This is a genomic window from Thermosynechococcus sp. TG215 (assembly GCF_031583455.1).
In the GTDB taxonomy this organism is placed as follows: domain Bacteria; phylum Cyanobacteriota; class Cyanobacteriia; order Thermosynechococcales; family Thermosynechococcaceae; genus Thermosynechococcus.
On record NZ_CP134178.1, the window covers coordinates 1,792,931 to 1,814,594 of the forward strand.

A 21,664-nucleotide genomic window follows, 5' to 3' on the forward strand; every position below is an offset into this window, starting at 1 on the left:
TGCAATTGGGTTCATGAGTCATGGCTGTTCCGATTACTGAGTTGCTCACCCCAGAGATTCTCAAACCTGCTCGCTATTTGGGCAATGAGCGAGGGGCAGTTCATAAGCCGTGGCAGGCCGCAACGGTGCGCTGGGTGCTCAGCTATCCGGAAATCTATGAGGTGGGCGCCTCGAACTTAGGACACATTATTCTCTACAACATTCTCAATGCCGTCCCCGATCAACTGTGCGATCGCGCCTACTTACCCGCAGCGGACTTAGCCGCCAAATTGCGAGTGACCCAAACTCCCCTTTTTGCTGTGGAATCGCGCCGCGCCCTGCGGGAGTTTGACCTCATTGGCTTTAGCCTCAGTTATGAGTTGGGTGCCACGAACATTCTGGAAATGCTCGACTTGGCCGGCCTACCCCTGACTTGGCGAGAACGCCAACAGGCACCCCTAGAAGAGATTCCCCTTATCTTTGCCGGTGGACAGACAGCGACATCAAACCCTGAACCCTACGCTGACTTCTTTGACTTTTTTGCCCTTGGGGATGGCGAAGAACTCTTGCCCGAAATTGGCCTCGTGGTGGCAGAAGGCAAACGAGCCGGCTTGAGTCGGCAGGACTTGCTATTGGATTTGGCACAGGTGCCGGGGGTCTATGTGCCGCAATTTTACGATCGCCAAGGGGATGGCGCCGTCAAACCCAATCGTCCCGATGTGCCCGAGCGCATTTTGCGGCGAGTAGCTACCCCGATGCCCCACTATGCCATTGGCTTGGTGCCCTATGTAGAAACCGTTCACGATCGCTTGACAGTGGAAATTCGCCGGGGCTGTACGCGCGGCTGTCGCTTTTGTCAACCGGGGATGCTCACCCGCCCTGCCCGCGATGTTGCCCCCGATGAGGTGATTGCCGCCATTGAAACGGGGATGCGCGCCACGGGCTACAACGAGTTTTCGCTACTGTCGTTGAGTTGCTCCGACTATCTAGCTCTGCCCGCCGTGGGTGTGGAAATTAAAAATCGCCTGCAAAACGAGAACATCTCCCTCTCACTCCCCAGCCAGCGGGTGGATCGCTTTGATGAAAACATTGCCCACATTGTCGGTGGCACGCGCCAAGGGGGACTGACCTTTGCGCCGGAAGCGGGAACGCAGCGGCTACGGGACATTATCAACAAGGGGCTGACCAATGCGGAATTGCTGCGGGGGGTCAAAACTGCCTACGAACAGGGCTGGGATAAGGTCAAGCTCTACTTTATGATTGGCCTGCCGGGGGAAACTGATGCTGATGTGTTGGGCATTGCTGAAACGATCCGCTGGCTGAAGCGAGAATGCTGGATCAAAGGACGCAAGCCCCTGAGCTTTAACCTGACCATCTCTAACTTTACCCCCAAGCCCCATACACCCTTTCAGTGGCACGCCGTCTCCACCAGTGAGTTTCTACGCAAACAGGAGCTACTGAAGGCGGAATTCCGCACGATCAAGGGGCTAAAGGCCAACTTTACCGATGTGCGCATCTCAGCAATGGAAGACTTTGTCGGTCGGGGCGATCGCCAACTGGGGCCAGTGATCCGCCGCGCGTGGGAATTGGGGGCACGGGAAGATTCTTGGTGGGAAAGCCTCGATCGCGCCTATGCCGCTTGGACGCAAGCCATTCAAGAAGCGGGTCTGGACTGGAAATACCGTCAACTGGAAGCGGGTGAGTGGAATGTCTTTAGTGGTGGCAGCCACAACCTTGATGCGCCCCTGCCTTGGGATCACATTGATACGGGCATTAGTAAAACATGGCTGAAGGAAGACTTGCAGCGTGCCCTAGAAGCGGTGGTCGTTCCCGATTGTTCCTTTGAGGGCTGCTCCCATTGTGGCGTCTGTGGCATTGACTTTGGCCATAACGTGGTCGTGCCGCCCCCCCCGATTCCGCCTATTCAAGGTCAACCCCAAGCCCCCCAAGAACGGGTGCAACGTCTGCGCCTCACCTTTGGGAAAACTGGGGAAATGACGCTTCTCAGCCATTTAGATCTACTGCGCCTCTTTGAGCGAGCAGTACGCCGTGCCCATCTACCCATTGCCTTTACGGGGGGATTTCATCCTTCACCCCGCATCTCCACCGCCAGCGCCTTGCCCCTTGGGGTGACCAGTTATGGCGAAATTGTTGATCTGGAATTTTATCGCGAGGTGGAGCCGTCAACGGTGCTGGAGCAATTGCGGCAACAACTGCCGGCGGAGGTGCCCCTTTACACCTGTGCAGTGGTGCCCTTAAGTGAACCGGCAGCAAGTCAAGCCCTGCGGGCAGCTACTTATGAACTGCTCATCCGTACCCCTGAACCTGTGGAGCGGGACACTTGGCAACAGTGGTTAGAGGATTTGCGAGCCACCCCTGAAATTCTCTATGAGCTAACCACCAAGTCAGGGAAAACCCAAGTGGTGAATTTGCGCGATCGCCTGCTGCAGATCCGCCTCAAGGAGCACCAAGACCACTGGCCTGCCGTCAGCCTCATCTACACGGGAGTCTGTCGCAATGATGGCACGTTCCTGCGGCCAGAGCATTGTCTGTACCTCCTAGAAAAAGTGAGTGGTCTGTCCTTGGAACTGGGGGCGATCGCCCGTCAGAAATTACACCTCGAAACGCCATGAACCTAGCAACGCAAATTCGCGGCGGTCTGATTGTCTCCTGTCAAGCCCCGGCAGATTCCCCTTTGGCGGCGCCAGAAATCATTGCCGCTATGGCAGGGGCAGCGGTTTTGCGGGGCGCAGTGGCCGTGCGCATCAATACCCCGGCCCATATTCAGGCAGTGCGCCAAGCAGTAAAGGTGCCCATTATTGGTCTCTGGAAGCAAGTTTTGCCCGAGTACCCTGTGTATATTACGCCTCGCTTTGCCGATGCGGTGGCCGTTGCGACAGCAGGTGCTGATGTGATTGCCCTCGATGCCACAGCGCGATCGCGCCCTGAACCCCTACAGGACTTGATTCAGCGAATTCACGATGAACTGGGCAAGCCCGTCATGGCCGACATTGACTCCCTTGCAAGTGCTGAAGCGGCGATTGCTGCCGGTGCTGATTGGGTGGGCACGACCCTCTTGGGTTACACCGAAACCACGGCGCATACCCCACCCCCCAGTTGGGCGCTCCTGAGTCAGCTGGTTGAGCACCTCAACGTGCCTATTCTCTGTGAAGGGGGGATTGCCAGTCCCACAATGGCTGTAAAAGCTTTGACTTTGGGGGCTTGGGCAGTGGTCGTGGGCACCGATATTACAGGCATTGACCTCAAGGTGCAGCAGTATGTCCAGACCCTAAAAGCAACGACGATTGAAAATTCTCAACCCTAAATCCTATCCAATTCTATCGGTTTGTATATTTTCCTCTATATTCCGACCGATAAACGAGAGTTTGTGGCAAGATAGAATCCGTAGCTAAAGATACATCGTTAGCCTAGGAGCCACCATCTATGAGCCTAAAACTTGGGGATGTCGTACCCAACTTTACCCAAGCCTCTTCTATGGGGGAAATCAACTTCTATGAGTGGGCAGGGGATAGCTGGGTTGTATTGTTTTCCCACCCAGCGGATTACACCCCCGTTTGTACGACAGAACTGGGCGAAGTGGCGCGGTTACGCTCAGAATTTGAGAAGCGCAATGTCAAAACCTTGGCCTTGAGTGTGGATAGTGTGGAGTCCCACCTCGGCTGGATCAAAGACATTGAAGAAGTCAACAACGTCAAGGTGGATTACCCGATTTTGGCAGATGAAGATAAAAAAGTCTCCAACCTCTACGACATGATCCACCCCAACTCCCTCAACAACCTGACGGTGCGCACAGTCTTTATCATTGACCCCCAAAAACGCCTGCGCTTGACCTTGACCTATCCCGCCAGCACGGGGCGTAACTTTGCTGAGATTCTGCGGGTGATTGATTCGCTGCAACTGACGGACAACTACAGTGTGGCCACCCCCGTCAACTGGCAAGAGGGTCAAGAGTGCGTGATTGTGCCTTCCCTCAGCGATGAAGAGGCGAAGCAGAAGTTTCCCAAGGGCTTCAATGCTGTTAAGCCCTATCTGCGGTTGACACCTCAACCCAACAAATAGCCTAGATTAGCCTAGACAAGTCATGGCGACACCCTGAGCTGTTCGGGGTGTTTTTTTGTGCCTTGGCAGCATCCCAAGATAGGATAATCTTGCACAGCAAAACCAAGGAAAGGAATAGAGGCGGAATGCAGCGCTGGATACTTTGGCTCTTGATACCCCTTGTGGTCTGTTTGAGTGGATGCGTCCAAGCAGATATGGTCATCCAGCATCAGGGACAAACTGGGGGGAACCTCACCTACACGCTGACGCTGCCCCAACCCGATCTCCCTTTTACCGAACAGGTGATTCAGCAGGCGCGCCGCTTGGGGGGAACGATCAAGGAACGGGATAAAACGCATCTTCAGGTGACGATTCCCTTTGACACCAGCCAGCAATTGGCCACTATCCTCAACCGCATTGGTGGTGTGCCCTATCTTCCCCAAGTCACTGCTGAGGCGGATATTTTTGACCAGAACTGGTTGCTCTTTGTGCGGGAGCGCTTTCGCTATGACATTGATCTGCGCCCCTTGGGTATTGAGTCCCGTGATCAAGCTGTTCTTGTGGCACCGCAGTCGCTCCTGAAGTTTCAACTTGCCCTAGAAACCCCTTGGGGGGCGCGCCCGATTGAGCGTCCAGCCACTACTGCTGATACCGTGGTCAATCCTCATGTTCAGCGGGGGGGCGATCGCCTGACTTGGACATTGATGCCCGGTTATCTGAATCACCTAGAGGCAGCCTATTGGTATCCAAGTCCCTTGGGTTGGGGCACACTGGCGATCGTGGGCTTGCTGGTGCTGGGCAATTGGTTACGCACTCGCCTGCCTAGGAGTCATTCAACCTAGAGTCCCATGAGATGGTCTGGCCCGCCGCAGAGTTGGCAACGGTATCTTGCCTATTTAATAGCGGGACCTCTGATTGTCCTCAATCTCTGGGTGGCGGAGCAAGTTTACCTCTATTTTGAATATCCGATTAATCTCCTTGTCATTGCCGCCATTTTGGCTTTTTTGCTCAATCAAGTGGTGATTCGCCTCTGTGCTCGTGGTTTGCGGCGGCGGAATGCGATCGCCTTGGTGTTACTGATTACCCTTTTGGTGGTCAGTGTCTTGATGCTGTTGCTGCTCCCCCTTGCTATTCAACAGGCGGAAGAACTCCTAAATCAACTGCCAGAGTTGGCGGATACGGGCAATCAAAATTTGCGCCATCTAGATCAAGTGCTGCGCCGCTACCAGTTCCCTGTGGGGGTGAATGACTTGATGGAAGAGCTGACGATCCAGCTCAAAGGGATTGCCGCCATGTTACCGGGTGTGGCGATTACAACCCTAACTAAATTTGTTGATGTGCTCCTCGTGCTGATCCTAACGGTGTATATGCTCTTTTATGGCAGTGAGATTTGGCGCGGACTCATGAAACTGGTACCCAAGCCTTGGCGGCAGATGGTGGATTACTCGCTGCGGCTGAATATTCGCAGTTTTTTCTCGGCACAGCTTTTTTTGGGGCTGTTTATGTTTCTTGCCCTGATTCCCTTTATGATCGCCTTCAAGGTCAATTTTGGCTTTCTCTTTGCCCTGATCATTGGTATTGCCCAGCTCATCCCTGTGGTGGGGGCGACCTTGGGCATTGGTTTAGTAACACTGCTTATCCTTTTTCAGGATGCGTGGCTGGCTTTGAATATTTTCGTGATTGCTGTGGTCTTGCAACAAATTAAGGATAACGTGCTTACCCCGAAGTTACTGGGGGACTTGATGGGTCTGAATCCCCTCTGGCAGTTTATTGCGCTACTCATTGGCGGACGGGTGGCGGGTTTCTTGGGAATTTTGCTGGCCATTCCCCTAGCCGCAACACTGAAAACCGTCCTCGAGTCTGAGCCTGTCGAAGACACCTAACTAGGCGATCGAATAACTAGGCGATCGAAACGTTTTGATCACCGTACACACCCCATGACCGCAAATGTTCATCATGACGGCATTTGTAGCCCCACCAATCACGCCACTCACAAGGGGAACGGCTCGCGCAGGTAGGGTGAGACTTTTACTCGAGACCTTGCCAAAAATCTGCTGCAAAAGGGGACGCGGAAGCTGCCTGAAGACCGCCATCAGCACTTGGGATAAATTTTTTTGCGCCGCCCGCCGGCCAAAGGTCTTGAAGATTTGCCGACAAAATTGGGTACCGAAGTGGTTTGCAAGTTCAGCGGCAGTAACCCCCAAGGCAGTGGGAATCAGCATCATCAGCACATTTTCGTTTTCAGAATCTAGGCCATAGATGGTGAACAGCGCCGCTGCCAGCTTGATTTGGGCATGGTAAAAGTAGGCAATATCGAGGGGCACGCCAGCCCAGCCCATGACGCCAGTGGCGACTCCAGAACCCACTGACCAGAGGGTGGCTTCATAAATTGCATGGTTGGCCATGCGATCGCGATCGCCCCCCCAGCGAGGATCATGGAGAAATTGGTATCCCCACTGCCGCCCCTCTTCGATGGCAAGGAGCATGAGGTTGAGCAGCCAATCGGGTGTAGACACTGACGCTGTGGCCATAGGCTTAAAAAATAGTTGTCAACTTAAGGGATGGCATTGGCATAAATCTACCACAGTCAAAATTGAGCAACAATCTAAAAATGTAAAATTTTAATAAATAAAGTTTTAATAAAAATTGTTGGCTAAAGTGTTGGACTGCATGGATGAATGTGAAACTTCAGGGGAGCGATCGCCCCTTGGCAATTTCTCACCGCTACGCGTTTGTTATAGACGGTATCATTCATCGAGGCACTATTGAACACGCCCAGATTGACCAATAATTCGAAATCTTTTTTCTTTTTCAACCCGATCTTAAGGTGTTATTCTCTATCTGCTTCCGCAGCTTGCCTTAATGCTAAGAAAGCTTCTTTGAGAGGCTGACTCACTGCGCTATCGGGTTCATTCAATACTAGCTTTTGATACGCGTCCAAAAACTTGGCTCGTGACCTGTGGAAAAAATGCAAAAATTGGTGCAAAAAACCTAGTATGGCTTTCGGGGATCAACATCTGGTCGGTCTATTTTGGCTAACAGGCAAGCCATAAGAAGTCTTGTGCACGCCCGATTACTAATCTGTCGGCACACATACTCAACCCGTGAACGAATATCATGGTCTGAAATAGCTGAATTGTTTATATCTTTAGAAGCACGTTTTAGGATGTTTGTAAGAGCCTTATCAGGTGTACTCATTGTTTTTTCCTAAAATAATGTCTTTTGATTGATCGCTTTGGGGGCATAATTTGTCCACAGAATCTCAGTTCGCTCATCTTTGGTCGAATGTATTGTTTTGCTCGGGGCGATATTTTTGTACCAATTCGGAGAAGGATACAACTCGTCCATTAAATCGCAATCGTAACCTGAAATGGCAACAAGACCTTGAACTGAATTCAGCACGGACGCCAGCTCACGATGTTCTTTGTTGCTCATTTCATAAGCGTAAGCGTTACTATCGCCCCGCGTGTCATGGACATAAGGTGGATCACAGTAAAAAAGCGTATCTGGTGAGTCGTACAAACGTATGACTTCAATAGCGGGTCTATTTTCTATTTGAACACGCAACAAATGCAGGGCTATATCTGGTAAGTCTTCAATTGCACCAAGCCAGCGAGACACAGCTCCTGACATACCTGCTCTACTCGTGTTTTTGCAATTTGCCCAGCGTCCCAGTGTTGCAGATTGAGCTAGACCAGTTCGCACTTGACGGGCGCGTACATAAAACCTTCTTGCACGTTCAACAGGATCTAAAGATGGGTCTATTTCACAGGCGATTGAAAATTCTTCACGTGAAAAAGGGGTGAGACCAATTGCTCTTATCAAACGCTCTGACTCATCTCGTAAGACGCGGAAGAAATTTGCAACCTCACCATCAACGTCATTGTATGTTTCTACAGCTGAAGGTTCTCGGTTCAATAAAACAGCAGCCGAGCCCCCAAATGGCTCACAGTAATGGTGGCAAGAGGGCAATAGAGGCAAAAGCCAATCAAGGTGTGAATATTTTCCACCATACCAACCAAATGCTATTATCCTTTTTCTGCTTCGCTTGACGACTGGGGAAGGTGTGCCGTTTCTCTTCATTACACGATGAGTGCCTTTTGCGATACTTCTCGGTATTGTCCTCTACGATGTCGATACCATAAATTGATGCCACTGCCAGCACCGTGTAGCGCTCATATTCAAGTTGAACCTTGGCATAACGGGCTTCCGCGCGAGGATTTCTACCAAGAAGTTGCCAGTACCGCAGGTGGGTTCCAAGAAACGCGAGTTAATGCGTTCGGTTTCTGGCTGGACTAAATCTAGCATGGCCTGCACGATGTGCTGGGGGGTGAGACTTCACCATGGTCAGGAACGCGGCGTTTGGATTTGACAGTTTTTTCCACGGGGACTTGCTGTAAAGGACTCAATGAGGAGGACTTCCTGCTTTCTATTATTTCGGCACAGCTGCTGTCAGTACTTCGTGCCCCTCGGTGGTGACCAAGACATCGTCTTCGATGCGCACACCAATGCCGCGCCAGCGATCGCTAATCTCGGGCTGACCCTCAGCAGGAGTTGCTTCGGGGTGAATATAGATTCCCGGCTCCACTGTCAGCACTTGACCCGGTTGCAGCGTGACCCATGTTTCTTTGTTGTGCTTGTAAAGACCGACATCATGGACATCGAGACCCAGCCAGTGACCGGTGCCATGCATAAAGAAGGTGCGATATTTCTGGGTATTGTTCTCTTTGCCTTCGTTGATCAGATCGTCAATCGCTCCCCGCAGCAGGCCAAGCTCTACTAGACCCTCAACGATCACCCGCACCGCCGCATCGTGGATTTGGTTGTAGGTATTCCCCGGTTGCACCTGCTCAATGGCGGCTTTTTGGGCAGCGAGGACAATATCATAGATCGCCTGTTGCTCGCCGCTGAACTGGCCACTCACAGGAAAGGTGCGGGTAATATCAGCGTTGTAGTAGCGATAGGCACAGCCAGCATCAATTAAAAGTAAGTCTCCTGCTGCCATTTGCCGTTGGTTCTCAGTGTAGTGAAGCACACAGGCATTCGACCCCGAGGCAACAATCGAGGGATAGGCCGGGCCATCGCCCCCCCGTAGGCGAAAGAGATGCTCTATCTCTGCCTGAATTTCATATTCCCAGCGTCCGGGGGCAGCCACTTCGCGGGCACGCTGATGGGCTTCGACAGTGATGGCGATCGCTTGGCGCATCAAGGCCAATTCTGCTGCTGATTTAATTTGCCGCATCGGTGCCAAGAGAATACTGGGATCGGCGATCGCCCGTGGGCCTGTGCCCCGTTTTGGTAGTGTCGCCAAGAGGCGCTGATAGTGCTTGAGAATCACTTGATTAAAGCGCTCATTGTGACCAAAGTGGTAATACAGCGGATCCCCCGTCTCCAAATAGCGAGGGAGGTGCTGCTCTAGCTCACTAATGGGATATACGGCATCGGCACCTAATTGCTCCTTGGCTGCTTCTACCCCAAGGCGTGCCCCTGTCCAGATCTCTTGGCTGAGATCCTTGGGCTGCACAAAGAGAACATAGCGATGCTCACTGTGGTTTGGCGCAAAAACAGCAACGGCCTCTGGCTCATTAAAGCCCGTGAGGTAATAAAAGTTACTTTCTTGGCGAAAGTTGTAGTCCACATCATTGTGCATGATGGCGCGCGGGGCACTACAGAAAACAGCGACACCCGTGCCCAATTTCTCTAAAAACTGCTGCTGTCGTTGCTGGTACTCTGTTTTCATCGCGCCTTAAAAAGTGGGTCAACCCTTGGGAATGATGACCCTGAAGTGGTTTGGTGGGGGCGGAGGGACTTGAACCCTCACGACTTGTTTAAGGTCAACGGATTTTCATCCTCCTGCCGCTTTCGCGACCACCCCTTGGGTGTTGAGGATTGGACTCTCCCTTTACCCGCGTAGAGGATCTACGGTAGGGTAGCTCCCGTCGAGTCTCTGCACCTTCCGTTTCCAGTCTGGGTTTGAGAAACGGCTTGGCTCAGGATTGCCCTATTTGCCCTATGGACAAACGTAGGTTTCCCTGAATTTGAGAGCATTCACTTAATAGATTTCTCTACTAAGGCTCAATTTCTTAAGTCCGCAGCGTCTACCATTCCGCCACGCCCCCTTAAGTACCGCTACTATACCACCTTGGCTTTGGGGGATGCAATTCCTACTGGCGTTGGTAATAAGCCCGCAACCCCTCGAGGAGCCGCTGATTTTCGCTGTCACGGCGCACCGCCACTCGGAAGTAGGAAGCGCCCAATTCGGGAAAGCTGCAACAATCACGAATCAAAATGCGATGCTGCTGGAGGAGGTAGGTTTGCAGGGGCAAAATGGCGTCCGTTGCTTTGATGAGTAGAAAGTTTGCCTTACTCTCGGTCACCACCTTCAGTTCGGGCATAGTATTTAAGGCCGCCGCAAAGGCATGACGCGCTGGCGGTAACCATGCCCACGTCTGTTCCTGAAAGGGGCGATCGCCCAAAGCTGTGACACCGGCAATGATTGCTAGACTATTCACACTCCAAGGATCGCGCCACGATCGCCAGCGTTGCCAACGTTCTGGAGAGGACACACCATACCCTAAACGCAGACCCGCCAGACTATAGAACTTCGTTAGCGATCGCAGAACAATCAAGTTCGAGTACTGAGGCACAACCCCCACTAGGGATTCACTAGCCGCCGGCGGCAAAAAGTCCATAAAGGCCTCATCCACGACCACTAAGGCACCCGTCTCTAGCAACGGCTGGAGCTGATTGCGAGACCAGAGCTGTCCACTGGGGTTATGGGGATTGTTAATGAGGATGGCATCTTCAGGGGTTAGGGAGGGCGCGATCGCCCCAAAGTCGCTTTGCACCCGGGCTAGGGGAATCGGCACAATGGGGCAAGCAAAAGACGCCAGTGCCCGCCGGTAGTCAGCAAAGGCAGGAGTAATAAGATAAATCTGCTGGCGATCGCCACACTCGCGACCTACCCAAGTCAATAACTCCGCCGCGCCGTTGCCCACCAAAAAATAATCCCTCGGTAGTTGATGCAGGGTGGCAATAGCATCCACTAAGGGACGGCAATCGGGATCGGGATAGTCGCGAATCGTGGGCAAAGCAGTCTGTAGGGCGGCAATCACTGAATCAGGGGGCCCCCAAGGGTTGAGACTGGCCGAAAAATCCAAAATCTCATCGGGAGCACAGCCAGCGATCGCTGCCGCCCAAGCTAAATTGCCACCGTGGCGGGGGGGCATTCAGACTATTTTTTCTTGCCCTTGGCCGCCGGTTCGGGAGCTGCAGGCGGTGCAACTTTTTCTTTGAAGAGTTTCCCTGCTGAAAAGGCGGGAACGGTAGTTGCTGGGATTTGCATTTTTTCTTTCGTTTTCGGGTTGCGTCCCTCACGGGCCTTGCGCTCCCGCGGTTCAAAGGCACCAAAGCCCACTAGTGTCACTTTTTCTCCCTTGGCCACGGCCTCCATGATTTCCTCGACGGTGGCTGAGATAATCGCCTCAACTTGCTTTTTGGTGACGTTGTTGGTGCTATGGGCACGACTAAACACAGCATCCACGAGTTCAGCTTTATTCATGGGGATAACTCCACAGAAACATTAAAGGTTGTTAATTGAGGAACAAATGGGTGAAAGGCACGAAACCCTTGCCTCTGCTTGCTTTCAAGCCTCATTCTAGAATAGCCAGACCCCAACTGGAACCCTGAAACCTTTAAGATATGTGGTTTTCAGCCACTTTTATCCATTAGAAATTTCTCAAACCCTTGATTCATCAGTCTTTTAGTCTATTCCATCCTCTTTGCAGGGATAGTTTGGGGCAGTGACAGTTGTTAGAAAAATTAACAAATCACGGTGTCCCAAGGTCTGAATATCGCCCCAGAGAACAAAAAAGCCCCATGGCTGAGACGATGGGGCATTCACAAATTTCATGAATTTAATGCTTGGATTCGGAGGATTTGATCACAGCGTATTGGCGATGATCTATCCCCTAGGCATCATCCAAGGCGGCAATACCAGGAAGTTCTTTGCCTTCGAGGAGTTCAAGGCTCGCCCCCCCGCCCGTGGAGATGTGACTCATGCGATCGGCAACGCCCACTTTTTCAACCGCTGCCACAGAATCGCCACCACCAATAATCGTCGAGACGCCCTCACTGGTGAGGTCAGCCAAACAGCGGGCGATCGCCTCCGTGCCCTTGGCAAATTGATCAAACTCAAACACCCCCATTGGGCCATTCCAGATCACTGTTTTGCAATCCTTGAGCGCCTCTTGGAAGAGTTTGACCGAAGCAGGCCCAATATCCAGACCCATCCAGCCATCGGGAATCGCTTCGATACTGACCACTTGACTATTGGCATCGGCGGCAAAGTTATCCGCCACCACGACATCTGTGGGCAAGAGCAACTCCACCCCTTTTTCTTGGGCTTTGGCTGCGAGGTGTTTGGCTAGCTCCAACTTGTCTTCTTCCACCAAGGATTTGCCCACATTGAGACCCCGTGCTTTGTAGAAGGTGAAGATCATGCCACCGCCAATCAGCAGTTTATCCACTTTTTCTAAAAGGGCTTCAATCACACCAATCTTAGAAGAGACCTTAGATCCCCCCACAATCGCAGCCAAGGGACGGCGGGGATGCTCAATGGCGTTTTGGAGATATTCCAGTTCTTTCTCAATCAAAAAGCCCGCCACACAGGGACTGAGGTATTGCGTCACCCCAGCAGTTGAGGCATGGGCGCGGTGCGCAGTGCCAAAAGCATCATTGACATAGACTTCTGCACAGGCCGCTAGTTGCTTGGCAAATTCAGGATCATTTTTTTCTTCCCCCGGATGGAAGCGCACATTCTCGAGGAGACAGACATCCCCATTGGCCATTGCTTGGGTATGGGCCACCACGGCATCACCAATGCAGTCATCGAGCTTGGCCACGGGTTTGTGGAGCAGTTCCGAGAGCCGCTGAGCCACAGGAGTGAGGCGCAGTTTATCATCCACACCCTTGGGACGGCCAAAGTGGCTGACAAGAATCACCTTGGCACCTTTGCTGATCAGGTCTTGAATCGTCGGCAGTGCGGCGCGGATGCGGGTATCATCGGTGATGACACCATTCTCATCGACAGGAACGTTAAAATCCACCCGCACGAGGACACGCTTTCCTTCTAAGTCGGCAGCCGATAACTGTGCCACGGATTTTTTAGACACGCTAGAGCCTCCTAAATGCGTTAAAACATGGATGATGGTACTAGGGGCATAACAATCCCAGCCAGCGATGGAGTGACCCGTTACAGAACCCTCACCTGACCCTCATTCTACCCAAGGGCGTGCCCTTCCACTTGACTCCAATGAGGTGAACTCTATGTTCAAAACCATTCTTTTTCCCATTGACCGTAGCCGTGATACCCAAGAAGCCATGCCCACTGTGGTTGAGATGGTGAAACTGTTTCAGAGTCAGTTGTTTCTGCTCTCGGTGGAGGAAACCCCAGAACCCGATGCGGAGCTAGAGGCGGCGATCGCGGAATTTTTGAATCGAGTGAAGGAAGCCTTTGCCCAACACGCGATTGTGGCGGAAACACTGCTGCGGCGCGGCAAACCTGCCTTTGTGATCTGTGATGTGGCCGATGAGATCAATGCCAGTTTGATTATTATGGGTTGCCGGGGAACGGGTCTGACCCCAGAGGGGTTTCAAGAAAGTGTCAGCAACCGCGTGATTAATTTGGCGCCCTGTCCGGTCTTGGTGGTACCCTAGCGTAACTGAATCTTGCGGAGCTTAAAGTTTCGTCACAGGCGGCCTAGCCCTTGGGGCGATCGCCGATGATCAAGGAAAGTGAATGTGTTGTCTTGTGGTTGATCTGCATGCTGAATCCAACAGATGTAACGCCGACCGTGTTTTCCCCTGCTGCTGATCAACTGCAAGCCCTTGGGGTGTACGTAACCATCCATGGCCATTTCTATCAGCCCCCCCGCGAAAATCCCTACCTCAATGCCATTGAACACCAACCCAGTGCCCAGCCGTTCCACGATTGGAATGAGCGTATTTACTACGAGTGCTATCGCCCCAATGCCTTTGCGCGGATTCTCAACGATCGCGGTGAGGTCATTGGTATTGTCAATAACTTTGAATACCTCAGCTTTAATATCGGCCCGACGCTCTTTAGTTGGCTCGAACGCTACGATCTTGAGGTCTATCAGCGCATTATTGAGGCTGATCGCCACAGTTGTCAGCGCTTCAATGGCCACGGCAACGCGATCGCCCAAGTGTATAACCACATGATTTTGCCCTTGGCCAACTACCGCGATAAACTCACGCAAATTCGTTGGGGCAAGGCGGACTTTCGGCGGCGGTTTGGCCGCGAACCGGAGGGGATGTGGCTGGCAGAAACGGCCATTGACTATGACACCGTAGCCGCCCTGATTGAGGAGGGGATTCGCTTTACGATTTTGGCGCCTTCCCAAGCCCAACGCTGTCGTCCCATTCTTGCCGACGGTGAAAGCGAGTGGATTGAAGTCAGTGGCAGCCAAATTGATCCGACCCGTCCCTATCGCTGCTATTTGCCGGGGGGCGATCGCCAGCGGGATTACTTGGATATCTTCTTCTACGACGGCCCCATTTCGCGGGACATGGGCTTTAGCGATCTGCTCACTAGCTCGCAATTTCTAGCGGGGCGGTTGGGACAGGCCGTGCGCGGTGATCATCGCCCCAGTCAAATCATTGCCGTTGCCACTGATGGGGAAACCTTTGGCCATCACAAGTATGGCGGTGAAAAAGCCCTCGCCTATGCCTTTAAAGTGGAATTTCCACAGCGGGGCTGGCAGATCACTAACTTTGCCTACTACCTCAGCCTGTTCCCGCCCACATGGGAGGTGGAACTCAAACCCGTCACGGCGTGGAGCTGTGCCCATGGTGTGGATCGCTGGCAGGACAATTGTGGTTGCGGTGGGGGCGGTGAGTGGCATCAACGGTGGCGACGCCCCTTGCGGGAGGCACTGAACTGGTTGCGGGATGAGCTAATTGAAATTTATGAAACCTTGGGCAGTGAGCTATTTCAGGATGTTTGGGCAGCCCGCGATGCCTATATTGAGGTGCTGGGCGATCGCTCGCCGGAGACTCTGCATCGTTTTTTGGCACAACACCAACGCCGCCCCCTGAGTCAAAGCGAGCAAATTGATGCCCTGCGCTTGCTGGAGATGCAGCACCATGCCCTGCTCATGTTTACCAGTTGTGGCTGGTTTTTTGATGAACTCTCGCGGCCTGAGGGGGTACAAATTCTCCGCTATGCGGCACGGGCGATCGAACTCGCGGCAGATGTGGCAGGGGTGCAGTTGGAACCCGAGTTTATTGAGCGTCTGGCCGCTGCCCCCAGTAATGTGCCGCAGTTTGGCGATGGGGCAACGGTCTATCACCAGTTGGTGAAAACGGCTCAAATTAGCTTGCAGCAGGTGGCCGCCCACTATGCCATGAGTTCCCTCTTTAATAGCTACCCCCGCCAACATCAACTGTACTGCTATGAGATTGAGCAGGGGGATTATCATCTCCAACGCATGGGCAGCCTGACCTTGGCGATCGGCCAGATTCAACTCACCTCGACGATGACAACCGAGTCCCAACTGCTGATCTTTGCTGTCTTGCACTTGGGGGGCTGGGATTTCCACTGTGCGATTCAACCCTTCCAAGGGCGGCGGGAATATAGCCAGATCAAGACCCATCTCCTGCAAGCCTTCCAACAGGGGAGTGCAGCACGGGTGGTGATGGCAATTACGGAACGCTTTGGGGGGGTAGCCTACAGCTTGGATGATCTCTTTGCTGAGGAACGACACCGTCTCATGGGGGTGCTGGCGCGGGAAACCCTTACGCGCTTGGATCAGCTTTATACCCAAGTTTATCGCGATAACTACGGCATCCTGATGGGGTTTCAGCGGGATGGCCTGAGTGTGCCCCAAGAATTGCAAGTCGCGGCAGCGGTGGCGTTGACCCATCGTGCCATTAGCCATTTGCGGAGTTTAGAGCAAGACCTGAGCGATCTCAGTGATTTGCCCTTGGCGGATCTGCAAAACCATCTGGCAGAATTGGCGGCGATCGCCCGTGAAGCACGGTTGTTGGGTTGTCACCTTAGCCTTCAAGAGCAACAGCGACTCCTTGAGCAGCAAATTAGCACTGGATTGCGTTATCTTGCCCACCACCTCGACAGTGACACCCTTAGCCAGTTGAGTCCCCTGCTGCAGGACTTGATCACCATTGGCGATGCCTTAGGTTTGAACCTGAATCTGGATCGGGCACAGGAACAGCTTTATACCCTGATGGGTGAACTGCGGCAGAAGGGCACGCACCTCAGCGAGGGCGATCGGCGGCACCTACAAACCTTAGCTATCCGCCTCAAGGTTGATCCCCAACTATTGGTTGCCCTCTCTTCCTAGGGAAGAATCTCCGTTAAATCCAGCACGAATCCGGGGAGCAGGTCTTCCCCAAAGAGGTGCCGAGGGGCGATCGCGACTTCAGGGGGCATTTGAGAACGGTAGATTTCTACCCGTTGATTTTGCGGGTCAATCAGCCAGCCCAGGTGCAGACCATTGTCCAGATATTCGCGCATTTTGGCTTCGAGTGGCCGCAGATCATCACTGGCAGCGCGCAGCTCAATTACAAAATCGGGACAAAGCGGTACAAATCCTTGCCGTTGTTCGGGGGTCAAGGCGTGCCAGCGATCGCCTCGAATCCAAGCAACATCGGGACTGCGAATGGCGCCGTTGGGCAGCTTAAATCCCGTCGAGGAGTCAAAGGCAACGCCCAATCGGGATTGCTGATTCCAGAGGTACAGTTGAACAGCTATTTGAAGATGACGCCTGCCAGTTTCTCCACCTGTGGGGGGCATAATGATTAGTTCTCCACGGGACGATCGCTCCAGCCGCAGATCAGGGTTTTGGCGGCAAATTGCGGCAAACTGCTCATCGGTTAGTTCCAGCACCGGTTGTAGGGCGATCGTCAGCATGGCTGAGCAGCCTCTCATCGCATTTCCACTACCCCAGTTCTAGCAAATTAGGAAAGTTGCCTCTGACCAGACCCAACCTACGTCCAGTTTCGTTAAAATCAGCGAACTAGCCCCATAGGTTGGCCTAGGTATCACCCAAAAAGTGTGTGAGGAGTACGTATGTCGTTAACGTCCCCAGAAATGGCTGAGGCGTTTGGTGCCGCTTCTGAACGCGGACTAATTCCCCGGGTCTTGCAACCGGCGTTGCACTGGTGGTTATCTGCGCAGTTGGAGCAGGCAACAGGCTTGGAAATTCAAATTCAAGGGGGCGATCGCCAGATTTTGCGGGGATACTTACCCCACGTGCGCGTTGCCGCAGCTAGCGCCAGTTATCGCGGTATTCAATTGCGCCAAGCAGCCGTCCAAGCGGAACAGATTCAGATTAATCTAGGGCAAGTGTTGCGAGGCAAACCCCTAAAACTCTTGGCACCAGTGCCGGTGCGCGGGGAACTAATTCTCAGCCAAGCCGATCTCGACGCCTCTTTGGGGGCGCCGCTCCTGCAATCCAGCCTACGGGAACTGCTGAAATTGCTCGATCAGCGCGGCTTGGGCAAAGCAGGGGTCAATCTGCAGGAGTGGCAATTGCGGCATACGCAGGCAGAATTGGGTGCTGGGTGCCTCAAACTGGTGTTCTCGATGGTGAATGCCCAAGGGGAGCAGGCGGATTGGCATTTGATGACCCAGGTGCGCTTGCAGGATGAGCGAACCCTCTGCTTAGAAAAGGTGCATTGGCAAGGGGAAGGTGACCCTCATCCCACGGTGGCCATTGATTTGGGTGAGGGGGTGGCCATCCAAGAGTTGCGGCTAGAAACGGGTGCCCTCAGGGTGCAGGGAATGATTTGCATTTATCCCTAGGTTGCTCAGCAATGCTGCTACGCGCCCTAAATCCTTGATCCCCGGTTGGCTTTCCACACCACTGGCTAGGTCAATCCCTTGGGGTTGGGTTTGGGCGATCGCTTGACGGCAATTTTCCGGCGTGATGCCCCCCGCCAGCCACCAAGGGCAAGGAATGGCTAAGTCTTTCAGCAATGTCCAGTCAAAGGGCTGCCCCGTGCCCCCCAACTGCTGCGGGTGATAGGCATCTAGGAGAATGCGATCCACAATCGGGGCGTAGGCGGGAATCTCGGCGAGGCTGGCTGCCGATCGCACCCGCAGGGCTTTGATCAACACAATATTAGGGAAGGCATGGCGTACCTGTTGGCAAAACTCGGGCGATTCGCTGCCATGAAGCTGCAGTGCCTGTACCCCTGTGGTTGTGACTAAATGGGCTAATGCTGCTAAATCGAGATTGGCAACCACGGCAACAGTCAGTACTGAGGGCGGCAACTGGCGACAGATCTCGGCAATGGTTGCTGCCGGGACATAGCGGGGGGAATGGGGCACGGTAATAAACCCCAAAGCACTGACGCCCATTTGGGCGATCGCGATCGCCTGTTCGGGTAGAGTCAAGCCACAAATTTTGACAGCAATTTTGACAGGGACAGTTGAGTTAAGCATTTGTAACGAGATGCACCATTTTGTAAAGAACTAGCGGTGGGCGATCAGGCCGTTCCGTATAATTCATGGGCAATTGTACCCATTTAGGAGGAACCATGGTGTTAGCCACGCTCCCCGATACCACTTGGACGCCGTCTGTGGGTTTGGTGGTGATCCTCTGCAACCTGTTTGCGATCGCCATTGGCCGCTATGCCATTCAATCACGGGGAAAAGGCCCCGGTTTACCCGTTTCCTTGCCCGCCCTCTTTGAAGGCTTTGGTCTGCCCGAATTGCTGGCTACCACCAGCTTTGGTCACCTTTTGGCGGCCGGGGTTGTCAGTGGCCTACAGTACTCCGGTGCCCTCTAGGGTCGGAATACCACTGGCAATTTGACGGGAAATAAAGGGCAAAACCTCTGTATTCATACTGGCAGTGCGATTCTCAATAAAGACCACCAAGGTATAGGGGCAATGATTGGGGAGTTCAATATAGGCCGCATCGTGGCGCACCCAACTGGTGAGTCCCGCCTTTGACCACAACTTTGCCCCCGGAGGTAGCCCTTCCCCCAAAAAGCCCTGTACTTGGTTTTCTGGATCCTCGGCCAAAAGCTCTGGATCGAGGGAACGCTCCATCAGTTCCATCATCGCTTGACTGGCGCTAGCAGACACGGCAACACCGCCCACAATACTGTGGATTAACTTAGCCGTGGCATCAGTGGTCAGACGATTAGCATTCTGGCGATCGCGCCCGACAAATTCCTGCTCTCGTCCATAGGGGCCATCACACCACGTTTTTTGATTCACGTTGATATTAGTTAGCTCTGGCCACCCTAAGGATTGAAAATAGCGATTGACGATATTGCGCTGGTATTGCCATGTGCGAAAAGGTTCCGGTGGCAGCACCGGGCCACTGGTCGTCCCCGTGAGCATATCCACCACGAGGCTCGTGGCATCATTGCTGGAGTCCACAATCATATCCCGCAGGGCGCGTGCTAATTCCGCATCCGGCTGAAGCATACCGCTGTGGAGCCACTCATGACAGGCCACCAGATAAAACAACTTCACCACACTGGCCGGGTACATCGGTACATCGCCGCGATAATGGGCGCCGGGAATCGAATACCGCCAAAATTCTGCTGCGGTCAGCGCTCCGCCCGTATTCACGGGAATGGGGGGTGGATACACCAATAAGGTCAGGGCAATGTCCTCTTGTCCCAGCCAAGGAAAGTGTTGCCATGTCGCTTGGAGCGTCCGCGTCACCAAATCCGTGAGATAGGTGTTGGCCTGAAAAAAAATCATTGCCTGTTCCACTCCTACTCGGGCGATCGCTCGACACCATTGCGCGCACCGGAATAGACCAAGCCCCGTTCCACATCCATAGTGAGAATCGTGCCCTCGCGGATCAGGCGGGTGGCATTTTTGACCCCGACAATCACTGGAATGCCCAAGCGCAACCCCAAGACCGCCGCGTGGCTCGTCAGGCTATCCTCTTCGGTAATAATGCCTGCCGCTTTGCGAATGGCTTCCACCAATTCAGCACTGGTGCGCTCGGCCACCAAAATTTCGCCACTATTAAACGTGCGAACTGGCATTCCTGCGTGCACCACCCGCGCCGGGCCACTCACCGACCCATGACCAATGCCACAGCCGCGTCCCATCACCGAGGTGACGAGTTCCACCTTGATCATATCCGTGGAGCCAGAGACCCCTTGCAGCGTGCCAGCGGTCATCACCACTAGATCCCCTTCCTCTAGGAAGCCCCGCTCCTGTGCCGCATTAATGGCTGCCTGAAACGACTGCCGCATCGAGGGATGATCCAGAGTCAGCAGTGGTTCTACCCCCCAGACTAACTGCAAGCGCCGTGCCACCTCGATATGGGGCGTTGCCGCCAAAATCGGAATTTGGGGACGAAACTTGGAGACATTGCGGGCGGTTGCCCCTGTTTTTGTTTGGGTGATGATGGCCTTGGCTTTGAGTTGAGCTGCTACTTGTCCCACCGCTTGGCTAATGGCATTGGGAATGGAACGTACCGCCACAGCATCGACAACAGGCGGTTGCCGCAGTTGGGGTTGGTTGTCAATGCGCGCCGCGATCGTCGCCATCATCTTCACTGCCTCGACGGGGTATTCCCCCATGGCCGTTTCATTGGAGAGCATCACGGCATCGGTGCCATCGAGAATAGCATTGGCGACATCGGAAATCTCGGCACGGGTAGGGCGGGGGCTTTTCACCATGCTGTCCAGCATTTGTGTGGCCGTAATCACGGGAATGCCCAAGCGGTTGGCGGCAGCAATCAGCCGTTTTTGCAGAATCGGCACCTCTTCGGCGGGCAGTTCCACCCCCAAATCTCCCCGTGCCACCATGACACCATCGCAGAGGGAGAGGATGGCATCCATTTGCTCGATCGCCTCGTGCTTTTCGATTTTGGCAATCACCGGCACCTGCTTGCCCGCATTGGCAATCAGTTCTTTGATCTCCAGTACATCTTGGGGATTGCGAACAAAGCTGAGGGCCACCCAATCTACCCCTTGATTGAGGCCAAACATCAGATCTTCACGATCTTTCTCTGTCAGGGCCTTAATGGAGAGGTAAACCCCTGGAAAGTTCACGCCCTTGGCATTCGAGAGCGTGCCGCCAACAACCACTCGGCAGTGGAGTTCACCCGCCTCCTTATCCACTTCTTCAACGACCATTTCCACGCGGCCATCATCCAGCAAAATCGTGGCGCCGGCGGGAACCTCCTGAGCCAAGGGGGGATAGGTAATCGAGCTAATGTGCTGGTTGCCCATGACGGAGCGACTGGTGAGGGTAAAGCGATCGCCCCGTTTGAGGGAAATGGCGCCCTGTTCAAACCGCCCGAGGCGAATTTTGGGGCCTTGCAAGTCCTGCAAAATGCCCACGGGTTGCCCCAACTCATAGGAAATTTGGCGAATCAGGCGAATGCTGCGCTGGTGATCGTCGTGGGTACCATGGGAAAAATTCAGGCGCAGGGTAGTCGCTCCCGCTTGGATAATGGCGCGCAGTTTATCGGGATGGCTAACCGCTGGACCAATGGTGGCGACAATTTTAGTGCGGCGTTGCAACGGCTGGTTCGACATATTCAACTTAATCGTTAGGCCTCAACAGGTTACCCTATTTTGCTTGACATGGGGAGACATGC

19 protein-coding genes and 2 pseudogenes are annotated in these 21,664 nt (G+C 53.6%); 9 read left to right on the forward strand and 12 right to left on the reverse strand.

Going from position 1 to position 21,664, the window contains the following annotated elements; all coding sequences use genetic code 11:
- Positions 1 to 20: 20 nt before the first annotated feature.
- The 5 genes from RHJ02_RS08745 (at position 21) to RHJ02_RS08765 (ending at position 5,921) form a co-directional block, all read left to right on the forward strand.
- Positions 21 to 2,612 carry a TIGR03960 family B12-binding radical SAM protein gene (locus RHJ02_RS08745; RefSeq protein WP_302678083.1) on the forward strand — a complete coding sequence of 864 codons (2,592 nt, stop codon included), beginning with the start codon at positions 21 to 23 and terminating at the stop codon, positions 2,610 to 2,612.
- Positions 2,609 to 3,304, forward strand: a complete 696-nt coding sequence (locus tag RHJ02_RS08750) for an N-acetylmannosamine-6-phosphate 2-epimerase (protein ID WP_206199843.1) — start codon at positions 2,609 to 2,611, stop codon at positions 3,302 to 3,304. Before RHJ02_RS08745 ends, RHJ02_RS08750 begins: the two co-directional genes overlap by 4 nt.
- 119 nt (positions 3,305 to 3,423) lie before the next feature.
- The gene (locus RHJ02_RS08755; RefSeq protein WP_149818527.1) at positions 3,424 to 4,059 is read left to right on the forward strand and encodes a peroxiredoxin; all 636 of its coding nucleotides are present in this window, start codon (positions 3,424 to 3,426) and stop codon (positions 4,057 to 4,059) included.
- Positions 4,060 to 4,253: 194 nt separating this feature from the next.
- Complete coding sequence (locus tag RHJ02_RS08760) at positions 4,254 to 4,880, forward strand: DUF3153 domain-containing protein (RefSeq protein ID WP_206199844.1); 627 nt, start codon at positions 4,254 to 4,256, stop codon at positions 4,878 to 4,880.
- 6 nt (positions 4,881 to 4,886) lie between these two features.
- Positions 4,887 to 5,921, forward strand: coding sequence for an AI-2E family transporter (locus RHJ02_RS08765; protein ID WP_206199845.1), 1,035 nt, complete (start codon positions 4,887 to 4,889; stop codon positions 5,919 to 5,921).
- Here the strand turns inward: RHJ02_RS08765 and RHJ02_RS08770 are convergent, their stop codons facing one another.
- From RHJ02_RS08770 to RHJ02_RS08795, 8 genes and pseudogenes are all read right to left on the reverse strand, one after another.
- Positions 5,922 to 6,554, reverse strand: a complete 633-nt coding sequence (locus RHJ02_RS08770) for a hypothetical protein (RefSeq protein WP_310822103.1) — start codon at positions 6,552 to 6,554, stop codon at positions 5,922 to 5,924.
- A gap of 314 nt (positions 6,555 to 6,868) precedes the next feature.
- Positions 6,869 to 7,021: pseudogene (locus RHJ02_RS13155) on the reverse strand (DNA methyltransferase); the annotation flags it as partial.
- A 224-nt stretch (positions 7,022 to 7,245) separates the two neighbouring features.
- A complete protein-coding gene (locus tag RHJ02_RS08775; RefSeq protein WP_206199847.1) occupies positions 7,246 to 8,121 on the reverse strand; it encodes a DNA adenine methylase in 876 nt (291 codons plus the stop codon).
- Positions 8,122 to 8,134: 13 nt separating this feature from the next.
- A pseudogene (locus RHJ02_RS13080) lies at positions 8,135 to 8,423 on the reverse strand (N-6 DNA methylase); the annotation flags it as partial.
- A 47-nt stretch (positions 8,424 to 8,470) separates the two neighbouring features.
- Complete coding sequence (locus RHJ02_RS08780; protein ID WP_310744464.1) at positions 8,471 to 9,778, reverse strand: aminopeptidase P N-terminal domain-containing protein; 1,308 nt, start codon at positions 9,776 to 9,778, stop codon at positions 8,471 to 8,473.
- 424 nt (positions 9,779 to 10,202) lie between these two features.
- A complete protein-coding gene (cobD, locus tag RHJ02_RS08785; protein WP_310744465.1) occupies positions 10,203 to 11,267 on the reverse strand; it encodes a threonine-phosphate decarboxylase CobD in 1,065 nt (354 codons plus the stop codon).
- A gap of 5 nt (positions 11,268 to 11,272) precedes the next feature.
- Entirely contained in the window at positions 11,273 to 11,599 is a 327-nt protein-coding gene (locus tag RHJ02_RS08790; RefSeq protein WP_190278230.1) for an HU family DNA-binding protein, read from the reverse strand.
- Positions 11,600 to 12,008: 409 nt separating this feature from the next.
- Positions 12,009 to 13,211, reverse strand: coding sequence for a phosphoglycerate kinase (locus RHJ02_RS08795; protein ID WP_302678089.1), 1,203 nt, complete (start codon positions 13,209 to 13,211; stop codon positions 12,009 to 12,011).
- A 154-nt stretch (positions 13,212 to 13,365) separates the two neighbouring features.
- Between RHJ02_RS08795 and RHJ02_RS08800 the strand changes: the two genes are divergently transcribed.
- On the forward strand, positions 13,366 to 13,755 hold the full coding sequence (locus tag RHJ02_RS08800; protein WP_206199852.1) for a universal stress protein: 390 nt from the start codon (positions 13,366 to 13,368) through the stop codon (positions 13,753 to 13,755).
- 107 nt (positions 13,756 to 13,862) lie between these two features.
- Complete coding sequence (locus RHJ02_RS08805; protein WP_310800138.1) at positions 13,863 to 16,421, forward strand: DUF3536 domain-containing protein; 2,559 nt, start codon at positions 13,863 to 13,865, stop codon at positions 16,419 to 16,421.
- Here RHJ02_RS08805 and RHJ02_RS08810 read toward each other — a convergent pair.
- On the reverse strand, positions 16,418 to 17,008 hold the full coding sequence (locus tag RHJ02_RS08810) for a Uma2 family endonuclease (protein ID WP_310742918.1): 591 nt from the start codon (positions 17,006 to 17,008) through the stop codon (positions 16,418 to 16,420). The two genes, RHJ02_RS08805 and RHJ02_RS08810, sit on opposite strands and share 4 nt — an antisense overlap.
- A gap of 141 nt (positions 17,009 to 17,149) precedes the next feature.
- On the opposite strand from RHJ02_RS08810, the gene RHJ02_RS08815 reads away from it, so the two are divergent.
- Positions 17,150 to 17,884, forward strand: coding sequence for a DUF2993 domain-containing protein (locus RHJ02_RS08815; protein WP_310438196.1), 735 nt, complete (start codon positions 17,150 to 17,152; stop codon positions 17,882 to 17,884).
- Here RHJ02_RS08815 and RHJ02_RS08820 read toward each other — a convergent pair.
- Positions 17,834 to 18,526 (reverse strand): phosphoribosylanthranilate isomerase, encoded by a 693-nt coding sequence (locus RHJ02_RS08820; protein WP_206199855.1) that lies wholly within the window; start codon positions 18,524 to 18,526, stop codon positions 17,834 to 17,836. The genes RHJ02_RS08815 and RHJ02_RS08820 overlap by 51 nt on opposite strands.
- A 95-nt stretch (positions 18,527 to 18,621) precedes the next feature.
- On the opposite strand from RHJ02_RS08820, the gene psaK reads away from it, so the two are divergent.
- A complete protein-coding gene (gene psaK, locus RHJ02_RS08825; protein WP_225901542.1) occupies positions 18,622 to 18,873 on the forward strand; it encodes a photosystem I reaction center subunit PsaK in 252 nt (83 codons plus the stop codon).
- Here the strand turns inward: psaK and RHJ02_RS08830 are convergent.
- Positions 18,850 to 19,803, reverse strand: a complete 954-nt coding sequence (locus tag RHJ02_RS08830) for a serine hydrolase (RefSeq protein WP_206199857.1) — start codon at positions 19,801 to 19,803, stop codon at positions 18,850 to 18,852. The genes psaK and RHJ02_RS08830 overlap by 24 nt on opposite strands.
- 14 nt (positions 19,804 to 19,817) lie before the next feature.
- The gene (gene pyk / locus RHJ02_RS08835; protein WP_302678094.1) at positions 19,818 to 21,602 is read right to left on the reverse strand and encodes a pyruvate kinase; all 1,785 of its coding nucleotides are present in this window, start codon (positions 21,600 to 21,602) and stop codon (positions 19,818 to 19,820) included.
- Positions 21,603 to 21,664 lie beyond the last annotated feature (62 nt).